The sequence below is a fragment of the Psychrosphaera sp. B3R10 genome, from assembly GCF_018861025.1.
Lineage (GTDB): Bacteria > Pseudomonadota > Gammaproteobacteria > Enterobacterales > Alteromonadaceae > Psychrosphaera > Psychrosphaera algicola.
In genome coordinates this window covers 63,382-88,302 of the sequence record NZ_JAHKQH010000007.1, presented here as the reverse complement: position 1 = coordinate 88,302, position 24,921 = coordinate 63,382, and the positions used below count along the sequence as shown (strand labels likewise).

19 protein-coding genes and 7 tRNA genes are annotated in these 24,921 nt (G+C 39.7%); 19 read left to right on the top strand and 7 right to left on the bottom strand.

The features are described 5' to 3' along the window. Window positions 1-5 precede the first annotated feature (5 nt). The 3 genes from KO525_RS01740 to KO525_RS01730 all read right to left on the bottom strand — a co-directional run bounded on the left by KO525_RS01740 (window position 6) and on the right by KO525_RS01730 (window position 802). Window positions 6-81: transfer RNA gene (locus KO525_RS01740), tRNA-Val, on the bottom strand. 40 nt (window positions 82-121) lie between these two features. Further along, window positions 122-197, bottom strand: a tRNA-Val gene (locus tag KO525_RS01735). A 140-nt stretch (window positions 198-337) separates the two neighbouring features. After that, window positions 338-802: an EVE domain-containing protein gene (locus tag KO525_RS01730; protein ID WP_215962062.1), complete on the bottom strand. Its 465-nt coding sequence runs from the start codon at window positions 800-802 to the stop codon at window positions 338-340. Between the two features lie 93 nt (window positions 803-895). Here KO525_RS01730 and gltX point away from each other — a divergent pair, with 93 nt between their 5' ends. The 6 genes from gltX to KO525_RS01700 all read left to right on the top strand — a co-directional run bounded on the left by gltX (window position 896) and on the right by KO525_RS01700 (window position 3,028). Then, entirely contained in the window at window positions 896-2,311 is a 1,416-nt protein-coding gene (gene gltX / locus KO525_RS01725; protein WP_215962061.1) for a glutamate--tRNA ligase, read from the top strand. A 225-nt stretch (window positions 2,312-2,536) separates the two neighbouring features. Further along, window positions 2,537-2,612 (top strand) — tRNA-Ala (locus KO525_RS01720). A gap of 24 nt (window positions 2,613-2,636) precedes the next feature. Further along, window positions 2,637-2,712 (top strand) — tRNA-Glu (locus KO525_RS01715). A gap of 29 nt (window positions 2,713-2,741) precedes the next feature. After that, window positions 2,742-2,817: transfer RNA gene (locus KO525_RS01710), tRNA-Glu, on the top strand. Between the two features lie 33 nt (window positions 2,818-2,850). Then, window positions 2,851-2,926 (top strand) — tRNA-Glu (locus KO525_RS01705). 26 nt (window positions 2,927-2,952) lie between these two features. Then, window positions 2,953-3,028 (top strand) — tRNA-Glu (locus tag KO525_RS01700). 29 nt (window positions 3,029-3,057) lie between these two features. Here KO525_RS01700 and KO525_RS01695 read toward each other — a convergent pair. Continuing rightward, window positions 3,058-3,804 carry a transporter substrate-binding domain-containing protein gene (locus tag KO525_RS01695; protein ID WP_215962060.1) on the bottom strand — a complete coding sequence of 249 codons (747 nt, stop codon included), beginning with the start codon at window positions 3,802-3,804 and terminating at the stop codon, window positions 3,058-3,060. Window positions 3,805-3,841: 37 nt separating this feature from the next. Beyond that, window positions 3,842-4,390 carry an arylesterase gene (locus KO525_RS01690; protein WP_252738698.1) on the bottom strand — a complete coding sequence of 183 codons (549 nt, stop codon included), beginning with the start codon at window positions 4,388-4,390 and terminating at the stop codon, window positions 3,842-3,844. Window positions 4,391-4,563: 173 nt separating this feature from the next. Between KO525_RS01690 and KO525_RS01685 the strand changes: the two genes are divergently transcribed. The 4 genes from KO525_RS01685 to KO525_RS01670 all read left to right on the top strand — a co-directional run bounded on the left by KO525_RS01685 (window position 4,564) and on the right by KO525_RS01670 (window position 9,456). After that, entirely contained in the window at window positions 4,564-5,367 is an 804-nt protein-coding gene (locus KO525_RS01685) for an ABC transporter ATP-binding protein (protein WP_215962059.1), read from the top strand. Then, window positions 5,357-8,044, top strand: coding sequence for an ABC transporter permease (locus KO525_RS01680; RefSeq protein WP_215962058.1), 2,688 nt, complete (start codon window positions 5,357-5,359; stop codon window positions 8,042-8,044). Before KO525_RS01685 ends, KO525_RS01680 begins: the two co-directional genes overlap by 11 nt. Before the next feature lie 212 nt (window positions 8,045-8,256). Beyond that, window positions 8,257-8,670, top strand: coding sequence for a CBS domain-containing protein (locus KO525_RS01675; protein ID WP_215962057.1), 414 nt, complete (start codon window positions 8,257-8,259; stop codon window positions 8,668-8,670). A 279-nt stretch (window positions 8,671-8,949) separates the two neighbouring features. After that, a complete protein-coding gene (locus KO525_RS01670) occupies window positions 8,950-9,456 on the top strand; it encodes a gamma-glutamylcyclotransferase family protein (RefSeq protein ID WP_215962056.1) in 507 nt (168 codons plus the stop codon). 372 nt (window positions 9,457-9,828) lie between these two features. Here the strand turns inward: KO525_RS01670 and KO525_RS01665 are convergent, their stop codons facing one another. Further along, window positions 9,829-10,503, bottom strand: coding sequence for a phospholipid-binding protein MlaC (locus tag KO525_RS01665; protein WP_215962055.1), 675 nt, complete (start codon window positions 10,501-10,503; stop codon window positions 9,829-9,831). A gap of 380 nt (window positions 10,504-10,883) precedes the next feature. Here KO525_RS01665 and KO525_RS01660 point away from each other — a divergent pair, with 380 nt between their 5' ends. From KO525_RS01660 to prpF, 6 genes are all read left to right on the top strand, one after another. Continuing rightward, window positions 10,884-11,675 (top strand): TatD family hydrolase, encoded by a 792-nt coding sequence (locus tag KO525_RS01660; RefSeq protein ID WP_215962054.1) that lies wholly within the window; start codon window positions 10,884-10,886, stop codon window positions 11,673-11,675. A 452-nt stretch (window positions 11,676-12,127) separates the two neighbouring features. After that, the gene (locus tag KO525_RS01655) at window positions 12,128-12,784 is read left to right on the top strand and encodes a GntR family transcriptional regulator (RefSeq protein ID WP_215962053.1); all 657 of its coding nucleotides are present in this window, start codon (window positions 12,128-12,130) and stop codon (window positions 12,782-12,784) included. A 30-nt stretch (window positions 12,785-12,814) separates the two neighbouring features. After that, entirely contained in the window at window positions 12,815-13,693 is an 879-nt protein-coding gene (prpB, locus tag KO525_RS01650) for a methylisocitrate lyase (RefSeq protein WP_215962052.1), read from the top strand. Window positions 13,694-13,793: 100 nt separating this feature from the next. Next, window positions 13,794-14,918 (top strand): 2-methylcitrate synthase, encoded by a 1,125-nt coding sequence (gene prpC, locus KO525_RS01645; protein WP_215962051.1) that lies wholly within the window; start codon window positions 13,794-13,796, stop codon window positions 14,916-14,918. A gap of 168 nt (window positions 14,919-15,086) precedes the next feature. Next, complete coding sequence (acnD, locus tag KO525_RS01640; protein ID WP_215962050.1) at window positions 15,087-17,696, top strand: Fe/S-dependent 2-methylisocitrate dehydratase AcnD; 2,610 nt, start codon at window positions 15,087-15,089, stop codon at window positions 17,694-17,696. 1 nt (window position 17,697) lies between these two features. Further along, window positions 17,698-18,918: a 2-methylaconitate cis-trans isomerase PrpF gene (gene prpF, locus KO525_RS01635; RefSeq protein ID WP_252736662.1), complete on the top strand. Its 1,221-nt coding sequence runs from the start codon at window positions 17,698-17,700 to the stop codon at window positions 18,916-18,918. Window positions 18,919-18,979: 61 nt separating this feature from the next. On the opposite strand, the gene KO525_RS01630 is transcribed toward prpF, so the two are convergent. Next, on the bottom strand, window positions 18,980-19,861 hold the full coding sequence (locus KO525_RS01630) for a LysR family transcriptional regulator (protein ID WP_215962049.1): 882 nt from the start codon (window positions 19,859-19,861) through the stop codon (window positions 18,980-18,982). 122 nt (window positions 19,862-19,983) lie between these two features. Between KO525_RS01630 and KO525_RS01625 the strand changes: the two genes are divergently transcribed. Genes KO525_RS01625 through KO525_RS01615 form a run of 3 tightly spaced genes read left to right on the top strand, consistent with a single transcriptional unit; the run spans window position 19,984 to window position 24,777 of the window. Then, window positions 19,984-21,093 (top strand): efflux RND transporter periplasmic adaptor subunit, encoded by a 1,110-nt coding sequence (locus tag KO525_RS01625; RefSeq protein ID WP_215962048.1) that lies wholly within the window; start codon window positions 19,984-19,986, stop codon window positions 21,091-21,093. Window positions 21,094-21,095: 2 nt separating this feature from the next. Then, window positions 21,096-24,185 carry an efflux RND transporter permease subunit gene (locus KO525_RS01620; RefSeq protein ID WP_215962047.1) on the top strand — a complete coding sequence of 1,030 codons (3,090 nt, stop codon included), beginning with the start codon at window positions 21,096-21,098 and terminating at the stop codon, window positions 24,183-24,185. A gap of 13 nt (window positions 24,186-24,198) precedes the next feature. Continuing rightward, window positions 24,199-24,777 carry a histidine phosphatase family protein gene (locus KO525_RS01615; RefSeq protein WP_215962046.1) on the top strand — a complete coding sequence of 193 codons (579 nt, stop codon included), beginning with the start codon at window positions 24,199-24,201 and terminating at the stop codon, window positions 24,775-24,777. Window positions 24,778-24,921 lie beyond the last annotated feature (144 nt).

Below are 24,921 nucleotides of genomic sequence, written 5' to 3'. Positions count from 1 at the left end.
TTAAATGGTGGGCGGTACTGGGCTCGAACCAGTGACCCTCGCCTTGTAAGGGCGATGCTCTCCCAACTGAGCTAACCGCCCATTTAAAATCTGTAGATAATGCTGAACCAATAAAAAAAATTGGTGGGCGGTACTGGGCTCGAACCAGTGACCCTCGCCTTGTAAGGGCGATGCTCTCCCAGCTGAGCTAACCGCCCAGCATTATCTCTTAAACGCGCTGTGTCGTTTAAGTGGGGCGTATTATAAGTAGCGACTAAAAAGAGTCAACTATAATTTTAATGTTTTTGACCTTTCGATGGTTTCTTGAGCAAAAAGGGCGATAATTGCAATTTTGAGGTTAAATATTCATCGCAAGTTGGTTGATAATTTGCCACTCATCATATGTTACTGGCTGAATTGAGAGTCTACTGCGGTTAACCAAAACCATTTTTTCTAATAATTTTGTTGTTTTTATTTGAGTTAAAGGAATAAATTTTTTGTTGTGTCGGACATATTTAATGTCTAAACAGACCCAACGTGGGTTTTCTTTGGTTGATTTAGGATCAAAATACTTTGATTCCGGGTCAAATTGTAATGGGTCAGGGTAGGGGGGCGACACAATTTCAGCGATACCAGCAATACCAACCTGTTTGCAACTGGAGTGATAAAATAATACGCCATCACCAATTTTTGCGTCATCTCGCAACAGATTACGTGCCTGATAATTGCGAATGCCATCCCAGCGACCAATTTGTTGTGGCTCGTTTTTGAGGTGTTCAATACCATATTCATCGGGTTCCGATTTAAATAGCCAATAATTCATTTACCACTCCTTTTAATTCGCACTGTCTATAAGGCTGACTTTTTTATAGAATAGCCCGCAATTATTCAAGAATACATTTTATTGGAAACAAACATGACTGTTGTGACTCGTTTTGCCCCTAGCCCGACTGGCTATTTGCACGTTGGTGGTGCTCGTACTGCTTTATATTCTTGGTTATATGCCAAAAAAAGCGGTGGAAAATTTATCCTTCGTATTGAAGATACCGATTTGGAGCGTTCAACTCCTGAAGCGGTTCAAGCCATTTTAGATGGTATGAAGTGGTTAGGGATGGAAAACGATGGCGAGATTTTTTATCAAACCAAGCGTTTTGACTTATATAAGGAATTTGTTCAAAAATTAATTGAACAGGATAAAGCGTATAAATGTTATTGCTCTAAAGAACGTTTAGATGCCTTACGTGAAGAACAAGAAGCAAATGGCCAACGCACTGGTTATGACGGTCATTGTTCTCATGGCTCAACAGATGCTGCTCAGGATGCACCTTATGTTGTTCGTTTTAGAAACCCTAAAGAAGGCAGTGTAAAGTGGACTGACGTTATCCGTGGCGAGATGGAAATATCGAACGACGAAATGGATGACATGATCATTCAACGTACTGATGGTAGTCCAACCTATAATTTCTGTGTTGTCATCGACGATTGGCAAATGGAAATGACTCATGTGGTTCGAGGCGAAGATCATTTAATAAATACCGCTAAGCAAATCAATATATTTGAAGCCTTTGGTGCGACAGTGCCAACTTACGCTCATTGTTCGATGATTTTAGGTGATGACGGTAAGAAATTATCAAAGCGACACGGTGCAGTAGGGGTTATGCAGTATCGTGATGACGGCTATTTACCACAGGCTCTAATAAATTATTTGGTGCGTTTAGGTTGGTCTCATGGTGATCAGGAAGTATTTACTCTTGATGAGCTATTTACTCACTTTGATATTGCGTCAATTAATAAGTCGGCCTCTGGGTTCAATACCGAAAAATTAAATTGGATGAACCAACAATACATGAAATTGTTGCCTGCGACAGAAGTTGCTAAACACTTAGCTTGGCATTTTGAAAACCAGAATGTAGATGTTGCAAATGGTCCTAAATTAGAAGCTATCGTAGAAATTCAGGCGGAAAGGGTTAAAACTCTTAAAGAACTTGCAGAAATAAGCGCTTATTTCTATCAGGATTTTTCTGAGTTTGACGAAAAGGCCGCTAAGAAACATTTACGCCCAGTAGCGAAGGAAGCATTGCAAGTGGCTAAACAAAAGCTCCAGGATTTAACCTCGTGGGATGCTGAGTCTATACAAGCTGCAATTAACGGTACCGCGGAACAACTGGACGTTGGCATGGGTAAAGTTGGGATGCCACTACGTGTTGCGACAACCGGTAGCGGTAATTCACCATCATTAGACGTCACACTTGAGTTGTTGCCAAAAGAGAAGGTCATCAAAAGAATTGATATGGCTTTGGACTTTATTGCACAAAGAGAAGCAAATTCTTAAACTTTAGTTAAACAGATTAAAAGCCAACGTTAAGTTGGCTTTTTTGTTGCTAATGCGGATATTTTAGTCACATATAATCGTTTTTTAAGCAACTTGCCAAAAAATTAATCACTTACGCTAATAATACAAAGTTTTATTCAAATAATGGTTGACTCATTTAAAGTGAGTGCATAGAATGCGCCCCGAGTTTGAGGCACAGATTGTCTTAAATTCATCGCGAAAAGCGGGGCTATAGCTCAGCTGGGAGAGCGCAACACTGGCAGTGTTGAGGTCCGCGGTTCGATCCCGCTTAGCTCCACCAATTTTCGTTTAAGTAAGTCTTAGTGCTCCCATCGTCTAGAGGCCTAGGACACTGCCCTTTCACGGCGGTAACAGGGGTTCGAATCCCCTTGGGAGTACCATTTACTTACTGCTATACTAATTGTCCTGTGCTCCCATCGTCTAGAGGCCTAGGACACTGCCCTTTCACGGCGGTAACAGGGGTTCGAATCCCCTTGGGAGTACCAACAATTAGCGTTTTATGTTTTTAAAGTCTTAGTGCTCCCATCGTCTAGAGGCCTAGGACACTGCCCTTTCACGGCGGTAACAGGGGTTCGAATCCCCTTGGGAGTACCACTTTAAAATAATGAAATACACCTAGTGCTCCCATCGTCTAGAGGCCTAGGACACTGCCCTTTCACGGCGGTAACAGGGGTTCGAATCCCCTTGGGAGTACCATTTCATTTCTATTTATTACCCATCTCTTTCTATCTCGTTTGTTCGAATTCTTTCATTGTTGACATCATTTTTTCCAAAACATCTTTGTCTAGATTTTTATTTGCAGCTAAATACGTTGATTGCCATAAACTTTTTAATGGTATGTACTTTTTATATTTAAACTCTTCACCTGATTCTGAAATTGGATCATATTCAAATTCTTCTACTACAAAATCCACTTTTTTGTTTTTTAACAAGTGCCAAGAATCAACAATGGAATTCGTAAGAATAAGATTTTTTCCTTCTTCAAACCCAATTGACGATAAATATTCATGGGCATAATCGTGCCTTTGTACCGCAATACTATATTCTTTCACTTGCTGCAGACTTTTTACTTGCAACAATGCCTTGTCATCATGCCCGACTAAATAAGGTCGAAATTCATAAACTTTAATAAACCAATGAAACTTATCAAGACGTTCTGGGGTTTTTGCTATTGCGTAGATGAGTGTGTTTGGTTTATTTAAAGCTTGGCGGAACGCGCGAGCCCAGGGGTACATTTCAATCTCATACGATAAATTCGCTTTAAGCATAAAAGCACGAACTTGTTCAGTGGCATACCCACCAATATGGTTTTGTTCCAATGTTTGATATGGGGGAGATAATTCCGTCACTATCGTCAGAGGTTCCGCATTAACTTTACCGAAACCAATACAGAATAAAAACAATAGACTTCTTATGGTTATAATTCCGACATTGTAAAACTTAAAAGCTTTGATTTTTCGCACAATTCGCATTGGTTTTCCTTAATCTGTGCCTGACTTCGTATTTACACTAATTATCTGTTATCAATTTTTCTATTGCTGGTTTCATTATGTCTCTAATAATGACCTGAGCACTTTTATTTGGATGAATTCCATCTTGCAGCATGTAGCTCGGATTAATGGCAATCGAATCCATAAAAAACGGCATGATTGGAATATCAAACTGTTCAGCGAGGGCAGGGTATAAACCTTCAAACATTGTTGTGTAACGTTTACCATAATTGGGCGGTATTTTTATTTGCATAATTGCGATGTTGACGTTATTTGCTTTTAGTTTTGTGATCATTTGGGTCAAATTACGTTTTATCGTTGTTGTTGGAAAACCCCTCAACCCATCGTTACCACCGAGTTCAATAATGAGCCAGTCGTCCTGTACCAATTGATGCCTTTTAAGCACATTTTCAATTCGGGCCAAACCCCCACCAGTTGTCTCACCACTAATACTTTCGTTGATCAAATTAATCTCAGATCCTTCAACGATAAACGTTTCATTTAGTAAATAAGGCCAGCTTTCTTCGATCGTCATGCCATATCCGGCACTAATACTATCACCGTACATTACGACTTTAATTTGACTTGCATCTAAACAAAATGAAAAAAGGCATAACAAGGGCACTAACAGTCTGTTACATTTAATAATCATTTTTTTATAAAACAACTTTGATCTTAATAGGTTAATTACGTCAAACTGTTTAGTATTACTATTTCTTGGCATTAAGAGAACCCAAAATTATGAACAAACAAAACTTATCTGCAATAAATGCAAACAATATCGAAAAACAAGTATCTCTGCCAAGCGCGACATCCGCAACCGATTCTGACAAAAAGTTAGAAATATTAAAGAATATTAATTTGACGGTTAACTGCGGAGAAAGCATAGCGATTGTTGGGGCATCAGGCTCTGGCAAGTCGACACTACTTGGTATTTTGGCTGGATTGGATTTACCGACCAAGGGGGAAATGTTTTTTTACGGTCAACCATTTCACCAACTAGATGAAGAGCAACGAGCCGGTGTTAGACGAAAGGATGTTGGATTTATCTTTCAACAGTTTTTGCTTGTGCCAAGCCTTACAGCACTCGAAAATGTCATGTTGCCAGCGGAGTTGTCAGATGATGCTGAAATGCGTGCAAGCGCAAAATCAGAAGCAGAACGATGGCTGCAGAAAGTTGGATTAGATCACAGGCTAACGCATTTTCCAAATCAACTGTCAGGTGGCGAGCAGCAACGTGTTGCGATTGCCCGGGCGTTTATTACCAAACCTAAATTGTTATTTGCCGATGAACCATCGGCCAATCTGGATTCCGACAATGGCAAGTTAGTTGAAAACTTATTATTTGAATTGAATCAAACAGCAGAAACGACTTTAATTTTAGTGACCCATAACCCTGAATTAGCAAAACGCTGTCAACGCACGGTTTCTTTAATTGGAGGAACTCTTGTTGAAGAAACGGCACCAGACAAAGATCCTAGCGATGAGCTTGCAGATGGCACGTTGGATTTAGATATATCAGAGGCAATTGCCAATGCATTCTAATGACACAGTAAATACCCGAACATCGGCCCCTATTAATTATTGGTTTGCGATTGCCTGGCGTTTATTTACTCGCGAATTTGGTCGGGGCGAATTAACAATCATTGGTCTGTCTATCGTGTTAGCAGTGTCGTCTGTGATGGCCTTATCTAGTGTCACCGATAGAGTCGACAAAGCTATAATGAGTAAAAGTGCCGCTTTTCTTGCCGCGGATCGTGATTTAAGCAGTGCCCATCCAATGGGTGACCAATTTATTACTAAAGCAACTGAACTCAATCTCGCTACTGATCAGCACATTTATTTTTCGTCGATGGCGTTTGCCGGTGACCAAATGAATATTGCTGTTATTAAAGCGGTATCTCCAACTTATCCATTGCGCGGTCAGTTGTTTGTTACAACGGACCTATCAACAAACAATAAGATAGAGAAACACGGTCCTAAAACAGGAGAAGCGTGGCTAACAAAACGATTGTTTTATGCATTAAACCTCGACCCAGCGGCACTTAAAAACATGTCATCAACACTAAAAGTAGATGTCGGTGAATTAACCTTACAGGTTACGGGGGTCATTGACGCTGAACCTGATGCGCCATTTGAGGTATTTAGCAGCGGTACTCGGATCATCATGAACATAGAAGATGTCCCTGCAACAAAAGTTATACAACCGGGAAGTCGAATTTCCTATGTAAATCTGTTTGCAGGAGATGAAGCTGATTTATCTGACTTTGATGTTTGGATAAAAGATAACTTAAAAGAAAATCAACGTTTCCGAAATGTTAAAGAAGGTGCGTCCAATATAACGGCATCGTTAGAACGGGCAGAAAGTTTTTTAATGCTAGCAGGCGTTCTAGGAGTTTTATTAGCGGCCACCGCCGTAGCAGTGGCGACTAAACTATATAGCCAACGTCATTTGGACTCAATCGCCATCGTTAAAACTTTAGGCGCAAGCTTAAATCAAGTCAAAGTAATCTATTTGTTTCAATTAGTTTTAATCGCGGTGTCGAGTGTTGCAATTGGGATAATTTTTGGCGCTATTATGCAGCAAGGTGCGGTAAGTGCGATGGCCGCTTATTTACCTGATGAATTGCCGTCAATTGGCTTAAAACCGGTTATTATGGCAATGATTACTGGCTTAGTATGTGCCTTTATGTTTTCAATACCGTCGCTTTTAAAGTTGTTTTCTGTTCCGCCATTACGGGTTTTAAGACGTAATCTGGGTGATGATATTGCAACGAGTATTTCTGCTCGAATACTAATGGCTCTCACGACAATATTGCTGGTTTGGATCTACAGTCAAAATATTCAAATCACACTAATCATAGGTGTGGCAGGAATTATACTCGTTGTGTTGATCTTAGTGTTTACACGTTTAATGCTTTATTTTTCCAGAAAAATAGGTAATAGCGTCGGCGGCAGCGCAGTAAAAATTGCGCTTGCATCGTTAAAGCGCAGAGTAAAAGAAAATGCTGCTCAGATGATAGGGTTTACGTTGGCGATTATGCTTATCTTAATTTTGTATTCTCTTGAAAACTCAATTATTCAAGAGTGGCAGGAGCAATTGCCCGAAGGTACACCAAATCATTTTGTCATTAACATTGCTCAACACGAACTTGATGATGTGAAACAAGAATTAAGTAATCAAGGGTTAGAACCTGAACAGTATTACCCAATTATTCGTGGTCGACTGACGCATATTAATGACGAAAAACTGGTACAAAAGAAACAAGAGGAAACCGGCTCTAAATTACGTGACGGTAGTGAGACCGAAAATAATACGCAACAAGCTCAAGCCGCAACAGAATCGATTCCAAAATCACAAAACAACGGGAGTGGTGAGCAAACTGAAAATGAAGAATCGGAGCAAAAACAACGAAATGGCATAGGTCGTGAGTTAAATCTTACATTTTCGGACGAAATGGCTAAAAACAACGTACTTCTTTCGGGCGAATGGATGCCAGAAGGAAAGGGCCCACAGGTTTCCGTCGAAGAAGGTGTTGCTGAGCGAATGCAGATTAAACTTGGTGATAACCTAACATTCTTGATTGGTGCGCGAGAAGTCTCGGCACAGGTTACCAGTATTCGGGAAGTTGATTGGAATAGCTTTCAGCCTAATTTCTTTATGATATTTAGTCATGATGTGTTGAGTGATTTTCCTGCGACTTTCATTACTTCTTTCTACTTACCAACAGAGAAGAAGTTGTGGTTGAATGATTTATTACATGACTACCCAACCCTAAGTGTTATTGACGTAGAGGCGATGTTAAATCAAATCCAACAGACTATAGCGCAGGTAGCTGTTGCAATCCGGATCGTGTTAATAGTGGTGGTTTTTGCCGCAACGTTAGTGTTGTTAGCTCAGGTGCAAAGTTCACTTGACGAACGACGCCGCGAAACTGTTATTTTTAGAATATTAGGTGCGAAAGGCAGTCTAATTCAATCTGCGATAATAATAGAATTTTTAAGTTTAGGCGCGATAGCTGGGATCATTGCCGCAACAGTGGCGGACTTTAGTTTGTTTTTATTGCAATGGCGGATTTTTGAAATGAGCTGGTCACTGCATTGGGAGCTTTGGTTGATAGGGCCTGCAATTGGCGCTGGATTTGTGGCAACAGTAGGTGCGTTGAGCACACGTAGTTTAATGAAAATGTCACCTAATGAGCTTATCCGCCATTTGAGTTAGATTAGGGTCGTTGTTATTAGATCAGGCTCAATGTGCTTAAGTTGAGTTTGATCTTATTCTTTGTGGAATTTATGCTATTACCAGCATTATTTTATGGCTTAAAAAGAAAAATATTTGGCATATATAAACAACTGAATATTATAATGAAGTAGATTTAGCCGGTGTTGGTTCCTGTCGACACAAGAAGGCGGCGATTAGAGTCAAGGAGTATCATGAAAATCACTCGATTAATGACTAGTGAAGTTGTAACGGTTCACTTGGATGAATCCTTAAGCGTTATTAAAAAGATATTTGAAGAAGAATCGTTTCATCACATTCTGGTTGTTGATCACCGTAAGTTGGTTGGCGTTATATCAGATCGCGATTTACTGAAAACGTTAAGTCCAAATATCGATACTGTCGCTGTGACGACTAAAGAGTTGGCGGCATTAAACAAACGTGCTCATCAGATTATGAGTCGTAATTTAGTTGTATTGACCGAAGACTCTACAGTTAAAGATGCAGTATTATTATTTAATCAAAATAGTGTTTCCTGTCTACCTGTCGTTACGTCTGATAATAGGGTATTAGGAATTTTAACTTGGCGTGACATTATGCGTGCTTTAGGCAAAAAGTATGAAGGCTAACGCATATTGTTAAATTAGACTGAAAGCTCAACATATTTGTCAGTTGCATTCAGTTTTGATTTTAGATCGAGTTGAAATCTAGATCCTCGGATTAACGTGTAAAACCGTCCCTGCAAGTTGTTCAGCCCTACCTTAAGCCTTGTTTTTATAGAAAACCAAAAATCTTGCTGCTAACAATCACTAACTATTTTGATTTATCTAAATTAGTTTAATTTACTGGTTGGACGTAACATGTTATTAACTATGGAATAAGCAAGTTCCAAAAACCGAGAGAATGAATTGTTATATTACGCGTATGGTTCCAATATGGCATTAAGCCGAATTCAAAGAAGAACGCCAAGTGCAAAGCGTTTAGGTACTTTTAAATTAACTAAGCATAAACTCATGTTTAATATGCGAAGCACAGACGGTTCAGGTAAGTGCGACGCCTTATTCACTGATAATCCAAGTGATGTTGTGTTTGGTGCTTTATACGAAATAGAAGACGCAGAAAAAAACATTTTAGATAAGGCTGAAAGCCTTGGACACAGTTATGGGATAAAAAGTGTCGAAGTGACCGGAGAAAATGGCGAGCTTGTTACTGCCCAAATGTATTATGGCCTCACGACTGCCGATAAGTTAAAACCTTATGACTGGTATTTAAATCATGTACTAATTGGCGCGGCTGAATTAAATATGCCACTGGAATACCTGCAAAAAATTAAAATGATTAAGGCAATTAAAGATCAAAATCAAATACGTGAAACCAGAGAATTTGCGATTCATAAAAAGATTTTAACAGATTAATAAATCAATTCTGCAATTCATATTGTTTGACCTAAAGTGTTAGAGGTTTGGATACAAAGAATCAATATGTATTCAATTAAATTACGATCAATAAAAATAAGCATGGACGCATTGTGAAATACTTCCGACTTATCACTTTTTTTTGCTGAGTTGTCAGTGAGCGCCCAAGACTTATAAATACTCATAACTATCTAGTTGGTTCAGAGCTTAGTCAGCGGTGAGAGAATACACTAAATTTTTGCAGGGAAAGTGACTCATGTGACATTGAGTTTTTATGGTTGAAAAATAGAAGGGGAAGGCTGTATAAAATAAAATACCCAATATATGAGGTCGAATTCTATATATTGGGCAATTAGCAGAGCGCGAATTAAATCAGTTTAAAACCGTATTTACGACATATTCAATGCCATTTTGACGGATTGGCGTAGATAACTCTGCGCGTTTAGAGTCTACTAAGCTGATGCCTTCAACAATTAGGTCATATGCTTTCCATTCACCAGATTGACGGCCTTTTCGAAGTTTAAATATCATACTTAACGTGGGGCCGTTATCAGACATTAATTCAGCTTTTACATTTACCGATTTTTTCCCATCAACGTTTTTATCTTGCTCATAAACGACTGTTTGATTTGTATATTGCGATAAAGCACCAGAATAGGTTTGAATTAGTGATCGTTGCATTGCATTGACAAACATTTCACGTTCTTCTTTTGTCGATTTTTTTAGTTGTGTCCCCAAAATTTTGTATGAAGCAAACGTAACGTCTATGAAAGGCATTAATTGTTCTTCAACGAGGTCTTGCATCGAAACAGTACTTACAGCTGACTCGTCAGCATTGATGCTTTTGATATGAGTAACTGATTCAAACAAAGTCTCACCAAGTTGTTGAACAAGTAAGTAAGGCGACCCTTGTCTGTCAATTTGCGCTAACTTTTTTGTATTTTCTAGCACATACTCGTTACCACTTAATGGGTTGTTATCTTTAGAAACCGCTGCAGCGGAGAAGGTAGCCAATATGGCTACTGCAATAATTAAGTTTTTTAACATTTCGACCTCGACTCGTATTGATGTGTTTTATCATTCATTTTGGATGTCTTCCAACGAACTCGATCATAATACCGACCGCTCGGTCTGTAAAGAAAGTTTTTGTTCTCAAATGGAAAATATCCGTTTCCAATTTAAGTCTATTGATACGAATTGCTAAAGGTATTGGATCACTTCAGATGATTGATAAATAATTAAAAAATGAGGCTGACGTGAGCGAGGCTCTACTTTTGGTATTCGGTATTAATTCGATAGCGATTAAGTCAGCAATACACAGTGAAAGGCCATTTACGCTTACAATATAAAGTAATTTGTCAAATGGCTATGTTTCTGCGGTTTGATTTGGGATAATTAAGCTAATTTTATTTTTACCAAGGTATAACATGACTTTGCAATTAATCGACTCGCATTGCCATCTTGATCGCATTGATTTACAAAAAGAAAAAATTGAATTTGATCAATTATTTGATAATGCGGCGGCAAACCAAGTATCACATATGTTATGTGTTGCTATTTCAATGGATCAATTTCCAACTATGGTTGCAACGGCAGAGCATAGAGAAAATGTATTTTTCTCCTGTGGAGTTCACCCTTGTCATGTTGGCGAAGACAAAAATTATGCATTAAGTGATTTACGTAAATTAGCGGATGCACCACGTGTCGTCGCCGTGGGCGAAACTGGGTTAGATTATTATTACTCAAAAGATTCGATAAAAGAGCAGCAGGCAAGTTTTGTACACCACATTGAAGTTGGTCGTCAGCTGGGCAAACCGGTAATTGTTCATACTAGAGATGCACGTACCGACACGATTGACATCCTAAAAGCGAATAAAGCAAATGAATGTCGTGGCGTATTGCATTGCTTTACTGAGTCCTGGGATATGGCGAAAGCAGCAATGGATTTAGACTTTTACATTTCAATTTCAGGTATCGTAACGTTCAAAAATGCAGTTGAATTGCAAGATGTGGTTAGAAAAATGCCACTAGATAGATTGCTTATAGAAACTGACTCACCTTATCTTGCGCCAGTTCCTTATCGAGGTAAACAAAATCAACCTGCATATGTTAGGCACGTTGCTGAATTTATTGCAAAACTTAAGAACGTGCCAATTGAAGAAGTGGCAAGCGTTACTACAAATAATTTTAAGCAGTTGTTTTCTACAACTAACTTATAAGCTACCTACTATTAGTATCTAAACGGATTCAAAACCCATGCGAAATGGAATATATCAAATCGCAGGCAAAAAAAAGCCCTGAACGATTCCTGCTCAGGGCTAGGGGAATGGCTCTCTACAGAGCCGTGCGCTAACAGTTACCACTACCTAAAGTGGTTCACATAAAGGTTCAAAGAACATAGCTTTATGTGGTGAGTTGAGACAGTCTAGATCAACAAATTCTTAAAATAAAGCCCTAAATGAATATTTTTTAATCGAGGGCAAATCAACAACTTGTATGTTTACTAAACAGACTGTGCAGACCTTTTGCACCGGTTTTACCCAGCTTATCCACAGTGTCGTGCATTTTATCTTTTATTTACTCATTGTCGACAATATTGCTATTTTTAGTTGATCTTTCATTAAAACTCCACTAGATTGTCGACACTTGATGTAATTATTGACGAGCACACATGATTTCAGATCAACCAATAACCAGCTCAGATAAGATATTCTACTTACTACGTAACGCGATAGTGGAAGGATCAATTAAGCATGGATCTAAATTAAATGAAGCTGAATTGTCGACAACCTATGAAGTTAGTCGCGCAGTGATCCGAGAAGCAATTAATCGCTTGGTTACATGCCATTTAGTTGAACGTAAAGCAAACGTTGGTGCCAGAGTTGTTGAATTGTCTGAACATGGATTGATAGAGCTTTATCAAGTAAGAGAATCACTAGAAGGCATGGCTGCAAGACTTGCAGCTCAAAACATGACTCAACAAGAAATCGCTGATCTAAATCAACTCCTTGAGTCCCATTTTGCAACTGTTAAGCCCGGCGAATCTTATTATCAGGAAGCTGGTGATGTTGATTTTCATTATCGAATAATCTTGGGCAGTAAAAATCAGCAATTGATCACGATATTAGTGGAAGGCATTTACCATTTAGTACGAATGTATAGGGTTCAATTTGGAATGGCGGGGCCTCGGGTAACAACAGCCTTTGACGAACACAAGTACATAGCGATGGCAATTAAAAACCGAGATGCAGAATTAGCGGAAATGTTGATGAGAAGACACATCACCTATTCAAAAAATAATATTGCTGACAAATTGTCGCAATCTTAATAATAATTAAATCACACAGCGAGAGAACTTATGAGTCCAGGTAAAAAATTTCGTCAAGCTTTGGTTGACGCTAAACCATTGCAAATTGTAGGTACTATTAATGCGTATTCGGCCATGATGGCAAAAGAAATTGGTCATAAAGCAATTTATTTGTCTGGTGGTGGCGTTGCAAATGCATCTTATGGTTTACCCGATCTAGGCATGACATCGCTTAACGACGTACTGGTTGATGTTCAGCGTATTACGTCTGCCTGTGATCTACCCCTTATGGTAGATATTGATACAGGATGGGGAGGCGCATTTAATATTGCTAAAACGGTAAGAGATATGGAAAAAGCCGGCGCGGCTGCAGTACATATGGAAGACCAAGTCGCTCAAAAACGTTGTGGTCATAGGCCAAATAAAGAGATCGTACCAACTTCTGAAATGGTTGACCGTATTAAAGCGGCAGTGGACGCAAGAACGGATCCTGACTTTTTCATTATGGCGAGAACAGACTCATTTGCTCAAGAGGGAATAGATGCAGCGATTGAACGTGCAAAAGCCTATGTTGAGGCCGGGGCTGACGGGATCTTTGCTGAGGCTATCCAAACGGAAGAACATTATCGGGCATTTTCAAGCGCGCTGAGCGTTCCTATTCTCGCTAATATTACTGAATTTGGCAAAACAGAATTGTGGAATCGCGACCAACTAAGTGATTGGGGGGTGGCTATGGTGCTTTATCCATTAAGTGCGTTTCGAGCGATGAATAAAGCGGCGGAAAATGTTTACAAGTCAATTTTGGATAACGGCGATCAAAAAGCGGTTATTGACCAAATGCAAACTAGAATGGAATTGTACGATTACCTTAGTTATCACGAATATGAACAAAAGCTCGATGCATTATTTGCAGAAGGTAAAAACAAGTAGCAATTTCGAACAAATAGAACACAAATTAAATTATTTATAATAAGCCGCATCAAGTGGCAATAAACAATATTTACACACCCTACAATGTGGAGAACATCTTATGGCGAAGGTATTAAGTGGCGCAGGTTTGCGTGGTCAAGTTGCTGGAAAAACAGCACTTTCAACTGTTGGCGTTTCGGGCTCAGGTTTAACGTATCTTGGATATGACGTAAAAGATTTAGCTGACAAATGTGAATTTGAAGAAGTCGCCCATTTAATTTTAAAAGGGCATTTACCAAACCAACAAGAATTAACAAGTTATAAAGCGAAGTTAAAGTCACTTCGTTCACTGCCTGAAGCATTAAAAGAAGTATTAGAACGAATTCCGGCCGATGCACATCCGATGGATGTATTACGTACAGGCTGTTCAATGTTGGGGAACTTGGAAGGCGAAGCAGACTTTTCACAGCAACAAGAAGTTACCGACCGTATGTTGGCTTTATTCCCAAGTATCATTTGTTACTGGTACCGTTTTAGCCACGACGGTGTTCGAATTGAAACTGCGACCGATGACAATTCAATCGGCGGACATTTCTTGCATATGTTGACGGGCGAAAAACCAAATGAACTGCATGAAAAAGTTATGCACGTTTCACTCATTTTATATGCTGAACACGAATTTAATGCCTCTACATTTACGGCTCGAGTTTGTGCTTCAACCCTTTCTGATATGCATTCTTGTATTACTGGCGCTATTGGTTCCCTGCGTGGTCCTTTACATGGTGGTGCGAATGAAGCTGCGATGGACATGATTGAAAAGTTCACTTCTGCGGATCACGCTGAAGCAGAAATGATGGGCATGCTTGAACGTAAAGAAAAAATAATGGGATTTGGTCACGCAGTGTATGCCGATTCTGATCCTCGTAATGAAATCATTAAAACTTGGTCTGAAAAACTTGCTGCAGATGTTGGGGATACCGTTCTCTATCCCGTATCTGTTCGTTGTGAAGAAGTCATGTGGCGCGAGAAAAAGCTATTTTGTAATGCCGATTTTTTCCATGCCTCTGCTTATAACTTTATGGCCATCCCAACAAAATTGTTTACACCAATTTTTGTTATGTCGCGATTAACGGGTTGGGCTGCACATGTTATGGAACAACGTTCAGATAATCGCATTATCCGTCCTTCAGCAGAATATACGGGTGAAGATTTACGCCCAGTTCCAACAATGGCTGAACGCGGTTAAGGCTTATTTTTAGTTGTGACCCCCAGTCACTTTTTAATATGACCTGGGGTCACTACTGATTTGTCTTTGTTGTTATTGTTGTTGAATCAATGATTACATCCAAAAAACGGCGTTAACCCTGCGTTTCTGCAGAACATATATTAAATAAATTTAACTTTAGGTGTCAGCATGAACACTGAATTTTGTACTCCGCTCACTTCCACCAATCTTTTATATGTCGACACTAAAGCTGCTGTCGAAGCTATTTCACCTGGCGCGTATGCGAGATTACCTTATACCTCAAAAGTACTCGCTGAGCAGCTTGTTCGTCGATGCGATCAGGCACAACTGACAGCATGTTTAGAACAAATTGTGTTTAACAAACAGGATTTGGATTTTCCTTGGTATCCAGCCCGTGTAGTTTGTCACGATATATTAGGACAGACCGCTTTAGTTGATTTAGCTGGCTTACGAGACGCTATTGCTGATATGGGGGGAGACCCGGCAAAAGTAAACCCAGTTGTACCAACACAGCTCATTGTTGATCATTCGCTCGCGGTTGAACATGCGGGTTTTGAACCTGATGCGTTTGAAAAAAACCGAGCAATAGAAGATAGACGTAATGAAGATAGATTCCATTTTATCGAGTGGACCAAAACGGCATTTAAAAACGTAGACGTAATCCCTGCTGGGAACGGTATTATGCACCAAATTAATTTGGAGAAAATGTCGCCTGTTATTCAAGTTAAGGACGGCGTCGCTTTTCCAGATACATGTGTAGGTACTGATAGCCATACACCACATGTTGATGCATTAGGTGTAATTGCCATTGGCGTAGGTGGTCTTGAGGCAGAAAATGTCATGTTAGGTCGACCTTCAATGATGCGACTGCCAGATATTGTTGGGGTTAATATTATTGGCAATCGTCAACCAGGTATTACTGCGACTGACATTGTATTAGCGCTTACAGAATTTTTACGTAACCAAAAAGTGGTATCAACTTATTTGGAGTTTTTTGGTGAAGGTACGAAAAACCTCACGATTGGAGATAGAGCAACTATCTCTAATATGACGCCAGAATATGGTGCATCAGCGGGCATGTTTTACATCGATGAGCAAACTATTGATTATTTAAAACTAACCGGTCGTGAGCCTGAGCAAGTAAAACTCGTTGAGTCATATGCTAAGCAATCAGGACTTTGGGCCGACGAAATGGTCGCCGCGGAATATCCACGGGTACTAGAATTTGACTTATCAAAAGTCGGTCGAAATATGGCAGGGCCGTCAAATCCTCATCGTCGATTGCCAACGAATGAGTTACAAGCTCGAGGCATCACGGCGTCAACTATTCAACCCGATTTAGCCAACTGGAAAGGTAATATGCCTGATGGTGCCGTTATTATCGCAGCGATAACGAGTTGTACTAATACGTCCAATCCTCGTAATGTGGTAGCCGCCGGTTTAGTCGCTAAAAAAGCCAATGAACTCGGATTGATCCGTAAACCTTGGGTAAAATCGTCCTTTGCGCCAGGTTCAAAAGTGGCTAAGTTATACTTAGAAGAATCGGGTTTATTACCTGAAATGGAAAAGCTAGGATTTGGTATTGTAGCTTATGCATGTACGACATGTAATGGTATGAGTGGCGCATTAGATCCTGAAATCCAGCAAGAAATTGTGTCACGTGATTTGTACTCAACAGCCGTATTATCGGGTAACCGAAACTTTGACGGTCGAATTCACCCTTACGCAAAACAAGCGTTTTTGGCATCACCACCTTTAGTTGTTGCTTATGCTATTGCTGGCACAATGCGTTTTGATATTGAACAAGACGTATTAGGGACCGATAAAAATGGTAACGATATAAAGCTTGCCGATATCTGGCCGACAGATGAAGAAATTGACAATATTGTTAGTAAACATGTTAAGCCAGAGCAGTTTAAGTCAATTTATGAACCTATGTTTGATCTGCGTGTAGATTATGGTGAAGACAATAATCCACTTTATGACTGGCGCGAAAAAAGCACTTATATTCGTCGACCACCATATTGGGAAGGTGCGTTAGCAGCCCCACGTACATTAAAGAATATGCGACCGCTTGCGGTATTAGGCGACAATATTACGACCGACCATTTATCACCATCAAATGCGATCATGGCAACAAGTGCCGCTGGTGAATATCTAACAAAAATGGGGTTGCCTGAGGAAGACTATAATTCTTATGCAACGCACAGAGGTGATCATTTAACCGCGCAACGAGCGACATTTGCTAATCCTAAGTTACTAAACGAAATGTGTCGAAATTCAGATGGTGAAATTATGCAGGGCAGTTATGCTCGAATTGAACCTGAAGGCACCAATACCCGTATGTGGGAAGCAATTGAAACCTATATGGAACGTAAGCAACCACTAATTATTGTCGCTGGCGCAGATTATGGTCAAGGTTCATCTCGTGATTGGGCGGCTAAAGGGGTTCGATTAGCGGGTGTTGAAGTGATCCTAGCAGAAGGTTTTGAACGTATCCATCGAACCAATTTGGTCGGCATGGGCGTATTACCACTGCAATTCCTAACGGGTGATACACGCAATACTTACGGGCTCGACGGTAGTGAGACGTATGATGTCCTAGGCGATATTAACCCAGGTTCTACCTTATCATTAGCTGTTACTAGAGTGGACGGAGAACAAATTACAATACCGGTGACATGTCGATTAGATACAGCTGATGAATTATTGGTATACACCGCCGGTGGCGTGTTGCAACGATTTGCACAGGATTTTTTAGGTTCTGAGGTAAGCTAATATGCAGAATGAACAACGAGATATGCCTTTGCCAACCAAACAAATGAAAGTGCTTGCGACGTATATGCGCGGTGGCACGAGCAAAGGGGTGTTCTTTAATCTAAACGAATTACCCCTACAAGCCCAACAGCCTGGCGCGTATCGTGACGCTTTGTTGTTACGTGTGATTGGCAGCCCTGACCTTTATGGTAAACATACTGACGGTATGGGAGGTGCAACTTCGAGTACCAGTAAAACAGTTATTTTGTCAAAAAGTGAGCAACCTGATCATGATGTCGATTATTTATTTGGCCAAGTTGCCATCGATAAACCATTTATCGATTGGAGTGGTAATTGTGGAAATTTAACCGCTGCCGTTGGCGCATTTGCCATAACAAATGGGTTAGTTGACCTGAGTAAGCTCCCGAAAAATGGCATTGCTGAAATTAAGATTTGGCAACAAAACATTAGTAAAACAATCATCGCACATGTTCCTATGTGTGAAGGTGAAGTGTTGGAAATAGGGGACTTCGAATTGGATGGGGTTACTTTTCCAGCAGCAGAAGTTGTTATTGATTTTGTCGAACCAGTAGACCCAAGCGAAATTTTATTCCCGACGGGGAATTTAATCGACACACTTAACGTACCCAACATTGGAGAGTTTCAGACCACATTTATAAATGCAGGTATTCCGACTTTATTTTTAAATGCAGAAGAACTCGGGTTTGACGGTACAGAACTGCAAGACGCAATAAATGGTGATGATGCAATTTTGGCTAAGTTAGAAACCATTCGCGCATATGGTGCAGTTCAAATGGGACTTATTAAAGACGTTAAGGAAGCGGAAGTTCGTCAGCATACGCCTAAAATTGCGTTTGTATCTGGGCCTAAATCATTTGTATCTTCCAGTGGTAAAACGATATCTGCTGACGCTATTGATTTAAATGTTAGAGCGGTATCTATGGGTAAGCTACACCATGCCATGATGGGCACCGCCGCAGTAGCAATTGGAGCTGCCGCTGCAATTCCCGGGACAATAGTTAATTTGGCCTCATCATCGACAACTGATACATCGGTTACGTTTGGGCACCCTTCGGGAACGTTAAAAGTTGGAGCTGAAGCAAACCTCGACAATGTCACCAAAAAATGGCAAATAGCAAAAGTATCGATGAGCCGCAGTGCTCGCATATTAATGGAAGGTACAGTGCGGATCCCGCCAATAAGTAACTCCTCATTATTATAAATCGTATTAAAGGGTTAACTAAAACGTTAACCCTTTTTGCTTGTTAATTTGGTTGCGTAAATCACAAGCTATCCCATAAAAACTGCGCGACTGGCCCCAATATTTTGTTTTTATTTTTGACCACGCGCACTTCAACTTTGACCTGCGTATCTTTGGGTTCTAAATCAAACAACCAAAAATCATCTGTTATTTGCGTTGGCACCATAATACTCATCATAGGCCCCCAACCAAGTTGTGCTTTTAGTGATTCGATATAACAATGTATGTCGTCTACTTTTACAATTGAATGACTTATTTTTCTTAACAATGGCGTATCCGACAGGTTAAATGCCATGTCAGTAGGGCTCAATTGCGGGATATGTTTGAGGGTTTCAGGTGTGATCTGATCAATACCGCTAATGCCAAAATTTGCAGCCAACTTTTTATGAATACAAAACGTAAACGCCAAAGAGTCGATAGGCTTAGTTTGAAACTCCCCTTCGAGATTAAATGCGTCAATCCACGGGATGATGGTTAAATCAACGTCTTGCGATGCTAAGTTTTTTAATCCATGTAATAGCTTTTCGGTATGGATCTGCAATTGAGTATGTGGAAACTTTTCCTGTACCCGTTTTACGCTATCGAATATCCGTGGCAGCATCGCTGGTCCTTCAATATTAATGGTTAACTCATGTTCAATCCCTTGATTAAATGCGTCGCTGAGGCTTTTTAGCTGTTCCAGTTCAGATAATATATTTTGACTACGTTGATAAAAAATAGTGCCTTGTTCGTTCAACTCAAGTCGATACTTATTACGATTAAAAAGTTCGAATCCTATTTCGCATTCTAGTCGTTTTATTGCCATGCTTAATGCGGGTTGGGTCTTAAAAAGCTTTTTGGCCGCTTCATTTATTGAACCGGTTCGGACTATCGTTTGTAGTATTTTAAGTTGATCAATGTTCATTATAATTTGTTTAAAACTTAATAAATAATATTTATATAGTAGTTAAATTTTAATAAATATCAATTATTTGATGGTTAACTTACAATTTACATTGAGCGTTAATTTATTAGGCAGGCAAGGTTATGCAACAACATTTAGTATTCTTTTTTATTGGCATCTTAGGTTTTAGTCTAACCGGATGTGGTGAAAAACATGAACAGCAAGCAACAGAAACTAAACTCATTCGACCTGCCAAAGTTGCTGTTGTAAAACCTCACTCAGCCAATGCCGTACGTTATTTTCCGGCGACAATTGAGCCTACAGTAAAGGCCCAATTGGCATTTAGAGTAAATGGTGAGTTGGCAGCGTTAAATATTGTTGCTGGGCAAAATGTCCAGTTTGGAGAAGTGTTAGCTGAATTAGATGACAAGGACTTTAAATTACAAGTCAAACAAGCTCAGGCTAAATACGACCTAAGCCTATCGCAATTTAGTCGAGCAAAATCCCTATTTAAAGATAAGTTAGTTTCTTCGTCAGTTTTTGATGAGGCCGCTGCCCAGTTTGATATTGCTCAAGCACAACTCGAAGTTGCGCAACGCAATTTACAATATACAAAGATAACGGCTCCTTTTTCAGGCACTGTTGCACAGATGTTCATTGAAAATTATGAATTTATTCAGGCTAAACAGCCGATAATTGAACTACAGGGCCGTGATCAGGTAGACGTATCGATTGACGTTCCTGAAAGACTCATGGTGCATTTACCAAAAAACGAAGACGGGAAATTGTATCAACCTTTGTTATTTCTCGATGCAGCACCGGAAAAATCTTACCTCGTAACATTCAAAGAACATGATATTACAGCGAACAAAGCGACTAAAACTTATCGAGTCGTGTTTTCACTCGACGCGCCAGCGGACTTAAATCTTTTGTCAGGTATGACGGGCAAGTTGGCTGTTGAATTAGATAAAGTGTTAAATACACATAATACGGCGCTATTAGTGCCAATTGAAGCCGTATTTATCCCAAATAAATTCGCCGGTCAAAACAAACATTTTATCTATAAATTAGATGCTCAAAATAAAACGACATTAGTTGAAATTAATGTATCAAAAATTGCTCAATACGGTGCCGAAATAACGCCAGTAGATCCGTCTGCATTGCAGATTGGAGACCAGATTATTGCTGCAGGCAGTCACTTTTTGACGGTTGGACAGCAAGTTCGCCCGTGGGTTCGTGAGCGAGGGTTATAGCCATGAAGTCTGAATTTGATATCGCTGGTTATTTTATCAAACAAAAGACCACATCTTGGTTGTTTACATTAATCTTGTTGGTCGCTGGTATATTGTCCTATTCTAAACTGGGGCAATTAGAAGACCCAGAATTTATTTTAAAGCAAGCAATTGTAATCACCACATATCCAGGGGCATCCCCGGTTCAAGTTGAAGAAGAAATCACCTATCCGCTAGAAAATGAAATTCAAAAGTTGCCCTTTGTGGACAACGTGAAGTCAATAACGTCGTCAGGCCTGTCACAGATAATTGTTGAGATGAAGTCGACTTATCGTAAAACTGAATTAAGACAAATATGGGATGAATTGAGGCGTAAGATCAATGATTTTACTCCGAAACTACCTGCGGGATCTGGCACGCCAATCATTAAAGATGATTTTGGTGATGTTTACGGTGTATTGATGGCGGTAACCGGTGATGGATTTAATAACGAAGAAATTAACTCCTACGTAGATTACATTCGCCGTGAACTGGTGCTAGTGGAAGGTGTTGGCAAAGTCACAGTGGAAGGAAAGCTTCAAGAACAAGTTATTCTAGAAATTTCCCATAATAAAATGGTGTCGTTGGATTTATCCGCTGAGTATTTATATCAAATATTGGCGCAGCAAAATGTGGTTTCCAATGCCGGTTTTGTTCGAGTTGGAAACGAAGATATTCGATTTCACCCCACTGGAGAATTTACGTCTGTTGAAGAGTTAGGGGATATAGTGATCAGCCCTCCTGGTTCTTCGAAGCGGATTATATTGAGCGACATAGCAACTATCTATAAGGACTTTGTTGAAACCCCTAATCACATAGTGAGACATAATTCTAAACCCGCTATCTATGTTGGGTTGTCTTTTATGTCAGGCTCTAATGTCGTCAAAATTGGTGAACGAGTTCAGGAGAAACTAAAGGAACTAGACCAAAATAGGCCTTACGGTATGGAGATAAACACCGTATACAATCAACCCGTTGAAGTGGAAATGTCGGTTGCTGGGTTTATACAAAGTTTATTAGAGGCCGTTGTTATTGTCATTGTTATCTTATTGTTGTTTATGGGGGTTAAAACGGGCTTACTTATCGGTGGAATATTGCTGCTTACTGTATTAGGTACGTTTGTCTTTATGCAACAGATGGGCATTGAGTTGCATCGCGTATCTTTAGGTGCATTGATTATTGCGTTAGGTATGTTAGTTGACAACGCAATTGTGGTGGTCGAAGGCATTTTAGTCGGAATGCAGAAACGATTAACTAAAGTTCAGGCGGCAAGTTTAATTATCAAACAAACAAAATGGCCGCTGTTAGCCGCGACATTTATTTCAATTATTGCTTTTGCACCTATAGGTTTATCACCAGATGCTACGGGGGAGTTTGCAGGATCGTTGTTTGATGTCTTGCTGATCTCTCTATTATTGAGCTGGGTAACTGCGATAACAATTACCCCATTTTTTGCCAGTTTACTGTTTAAAGACCAGATTGTTGAACCAATTGACCAAGATAATAAATCGGAAGATGGTCATAAAGACGAACCATACAAATCTGTTCTTTATGCAAAATATCAATCCGTACTGAAGTTAACATTACGATTTCCAAAATCGACTATGGCGCTGATGTTCGTGCTGTTTGTATTTGCAGTAGGTGGGTTTGGCTTTGTTAAACAGGCTTTTTTCCCTTCGTCAAATTTACCTGTTTTTTATCTTGATTATCGATTACCTGAAGGTGCCGATATACGCGCTACATCCGTTGTTGGAAAGTCATTAGAGCAATATGTTATGAGTATTGACGATGTTGAGTTTGTTTCAACCACTGTGGGTCGTGGCGCAGCTAGATTTATGCTGACTTATAATATGGAGATGAATTACGCCAATTACGGTCAATTGATTGTACGTGTAAAACAAAAACCGTCACTAATCCCGACAATCGCCAATGTCAGACAGTATGTAGAAAGTGAATACCCAGATGTTGAGTTTAAAATATTGAGAGTCAATGTTGGGCCTGGGACGGCGGCAAAAATTGAAGCTCGTTTTTCTGGACCAGATCCGCTAATCCTTCGTTCTCTATCTGATCAAGCCAAACAGATTTTATGGCAGGATTCGGGGGCTAAAAACATTACAGATGACTGGAAAAATATGACTAAGGTCATCAGACCTAAATTTAATGCGGTTGCGGCGAGGGAAATGGGCGTAACTAAAACCGATGTCGATAACTTATTGCAGATGATGTACGTCGGTAAAACCGTTGGTGTTTACCGAGAAGCGACTGAACGATTGCCGATTGTCATTAGGATGCCAGAGGAAGAAAGGGTAACGATAGAACGATTAGAACAGTTGCAAATCTATAGCCCAGTTCTGCGTCGCTATGTTCCAATTACACACGTTATAAGTGAGTTTAATTTAGAGTTTGAAGATCCAATAATTAAACGCCGCGATAGGAAACGTACATTAACCGTAATGGCCGATCACGACCTGTTGTCAGATGAAACAGCAGCACAGGTATTTGCCCGGGTGAAACCTAAGTTAGAAAAGCTACAATTACCCAATGGTTATGAACTAACCTGGGGCGGTGAATATGAAGCAAGTAAAAAGGCCAAAACTCCGATATTTTCGGCGTTACCTCTTGGTTTTGCGGTCATGTTCATAATTACCATTTTACTTTTCAATTCGTTAAAAATAGCCACTGTCATTTGGTCAACGGTGCCACTTGCAATTATTGGCGTGACTATCGGGTTTTTAGCGACCGGTATACCATTTGGTTTTATGAGCTTGTTAGGCTTATTAAGCTTATCAGGCATGTTAATCAAAAATGGTATCGTTTTAGTCGAACAGATAAATTTAGAAAAACTCAGTGGGATGTCACAAACAGAGGCCATCATTCAAGCCGCCATAAGTCGGGTAAGACCGGTTTCGATGGCAGCAATAACGACGGTATTAGGTATGGTTCCTTTATTAGGGGACGACTTCTTTAAAAGTATGGCGGTGGTTATCATGTTTGGGCTAAGTTTTGCAACTGTGCTAACCTTGATTGTCGTGCCTGTCATGTACTCGTTACTGATTAAGTCTGAAAAACATTAACTGGAAAAAAATAGTGAAAATTAACTTATTTAAACACTCATCAATATTTCGTCATGTTTTGTCCACGAGCGTCGCTATTGTATTATCAGTTGTGGTCTCGTCTTGCACAAATTTGGGAAATGCCTTAAACCAAAAAGGTATTACAGCTAGTGATTTAGACAAGCCAAATACCGTAGTTTATTTGACACGACATGCAGAAAAGCAACCTACTAAAATTAAAGATCCAGAGTTATCAGCTAAAGGGGAAGAAACCGCAAAGCGATTAGCTACTTATTTACAAAATAGTCATCTAGATGTGATTTACTCAACACCTTTTAAACGCACTCGCAATACGGCTAAAGCGGTTGCTAATCAGCAAGATAAGGACATCACTGAACTATTTTTACCTGCGCACGAAATGGCCCGATTGATAACTGACATGCATTCAGGGCAAAATATTTTGGTTGTAGGTCACTCTAATACAACTCCAGCTCTAATTACGCAGTTGGGTGTGAGTGACAAAATAGAAATTGCTGAAGATCAATTTGGCGAACTGTTTATCGTGACATTAAACAAAGGCAGTGTTGTATCATTTAAAAGGGTCGCTTATTAACGTTTAGTGACTACAACATAAATACCGGTTGTTGAAATGTATTTGAAATAGCTTCAATGGCCGGTAAATATGATAGTGGAGAAAATGGATATACTTCATATTTAAAATATCTATAAATTACCCTTGTTATTTAGCAGTTTAGAT

Excerpts from the sequence above, each read along its gene's own strand:
- KO525_RS01625 (WP_215962048.1), top strand. The coding sequence starts at position 19,984 with ATGCAACAACATTTAGTATTCTTTTTTATTGGCATCTTAGGTTTTAGT.
- acnD (WP_215962050.1), top strand. The coding sequence starts at position 15,087 with ATGAACACTGAATTTTGTACTCCGCTCACTTCCACCAATCTTTTATAT.
- KO525_RS01630 (WP_215962049.1), bottom strand. The coding sequence starts at position 19,861 with ATGAACATTGATCAACTTAAAATACTACAAACGATAGTCCGAACCGGT.
- gltX (WP_215962061.1), top strand. The coding sequence starts at position 896 with ATGACTGTTGTGACTCGTTTTGCCCCTAGCCCGACTGGCTATTTGCAC.
- KO525_RS01695 (WP_215962060.1), bottom strand. The coding sequence starts at position 3,804 with ATGCGAATTGTGCGAAAAATCAAAGCTTTTAAGTTTTACAATGTCGGA.
- KO525_RS01655 (WP_215962053.1), top strand. The coding sequence starts at position 12,128 with ATGATTTCAGATCAACCAATAACCAGCTCAGATAAGATATTCTACTTA.
- KO525_RS01685 (WP_215962059.1), top strand. The coding sequence starts at position 4,564 with ATGAACAAACAAAACTTATCTGCAATAAATGCAAACAATATCGAAAAA.
- KO525_RS01690 (WP_252738698.1), bottom strand. The coding sequence starts at position 4,390 with ATGTACGGTGATAGTATTAGTGCCGGATATGGCATGACGATCGAAGAA.
- KO525_RS01665 (WP_215962055.1), bottom strand. The coding sequence starts at position 10,503 with ATGTTAAAAAACTTAATTATTGCAGTAGCCATATTGGCTACCTTCTCC.
- prpB (WP_215962052.1), top strand. The coding sequence starts at position 12,815 with ATGAGTCCAGGTAAAAAATTTCGTCAAGCTTTGGTTGACGCTAAACCA.
- KO525_RS01660 (WP_215962054.1), top strand. The coding sequence starts at position 10,884 with ATGACTTTGCAATTAATCGACTCGCATTGCCATCTTGATCGCATTGAT.
- prpF (WP_252736662.1), top strand. The coding sequence starts at position 17,698 with ATGCAGAATGAACAACGAGATATGCCTTTGCCAACCAAACAAATGAAA.
- prpC (WP_215962051.1), top strand. The coding sequence starts at position 13,794 with ATGGCGAAGGTATTAAGTGGCGCAGGTTTGCGTGGTCAAGTTGCTGGA.
- KO525_RS01675 (WP_215962057.1), top strand. The coding sequence starts at position 8,257 with ATGAAAATCACTCGATTAATGACTAGTGAAGTTGTAACGGTTCACTTG.
- KO525_RS01680 (WP_215962058.1), top strand. The coding sequence starts at position 5,357 with ATGCATTCTAATGACACAGTAAATACCCGAACATCGGCCCCTATTAAT.
- KO525_RS01730 (WP_215962062.1), bottom strand. The coding sequence starts at position 802 with ATGAATTATTGGCTATTTAAATCGGAACCCGATGAATATGGTATTGAA.
- KO525_RS01620 (WP_215962047.1), top strand. The coding sequence starts at position 21,096 with ATGAAGTCTGAATTTGATATCGCTGGTTATTTTATCAAACAAAAGACC.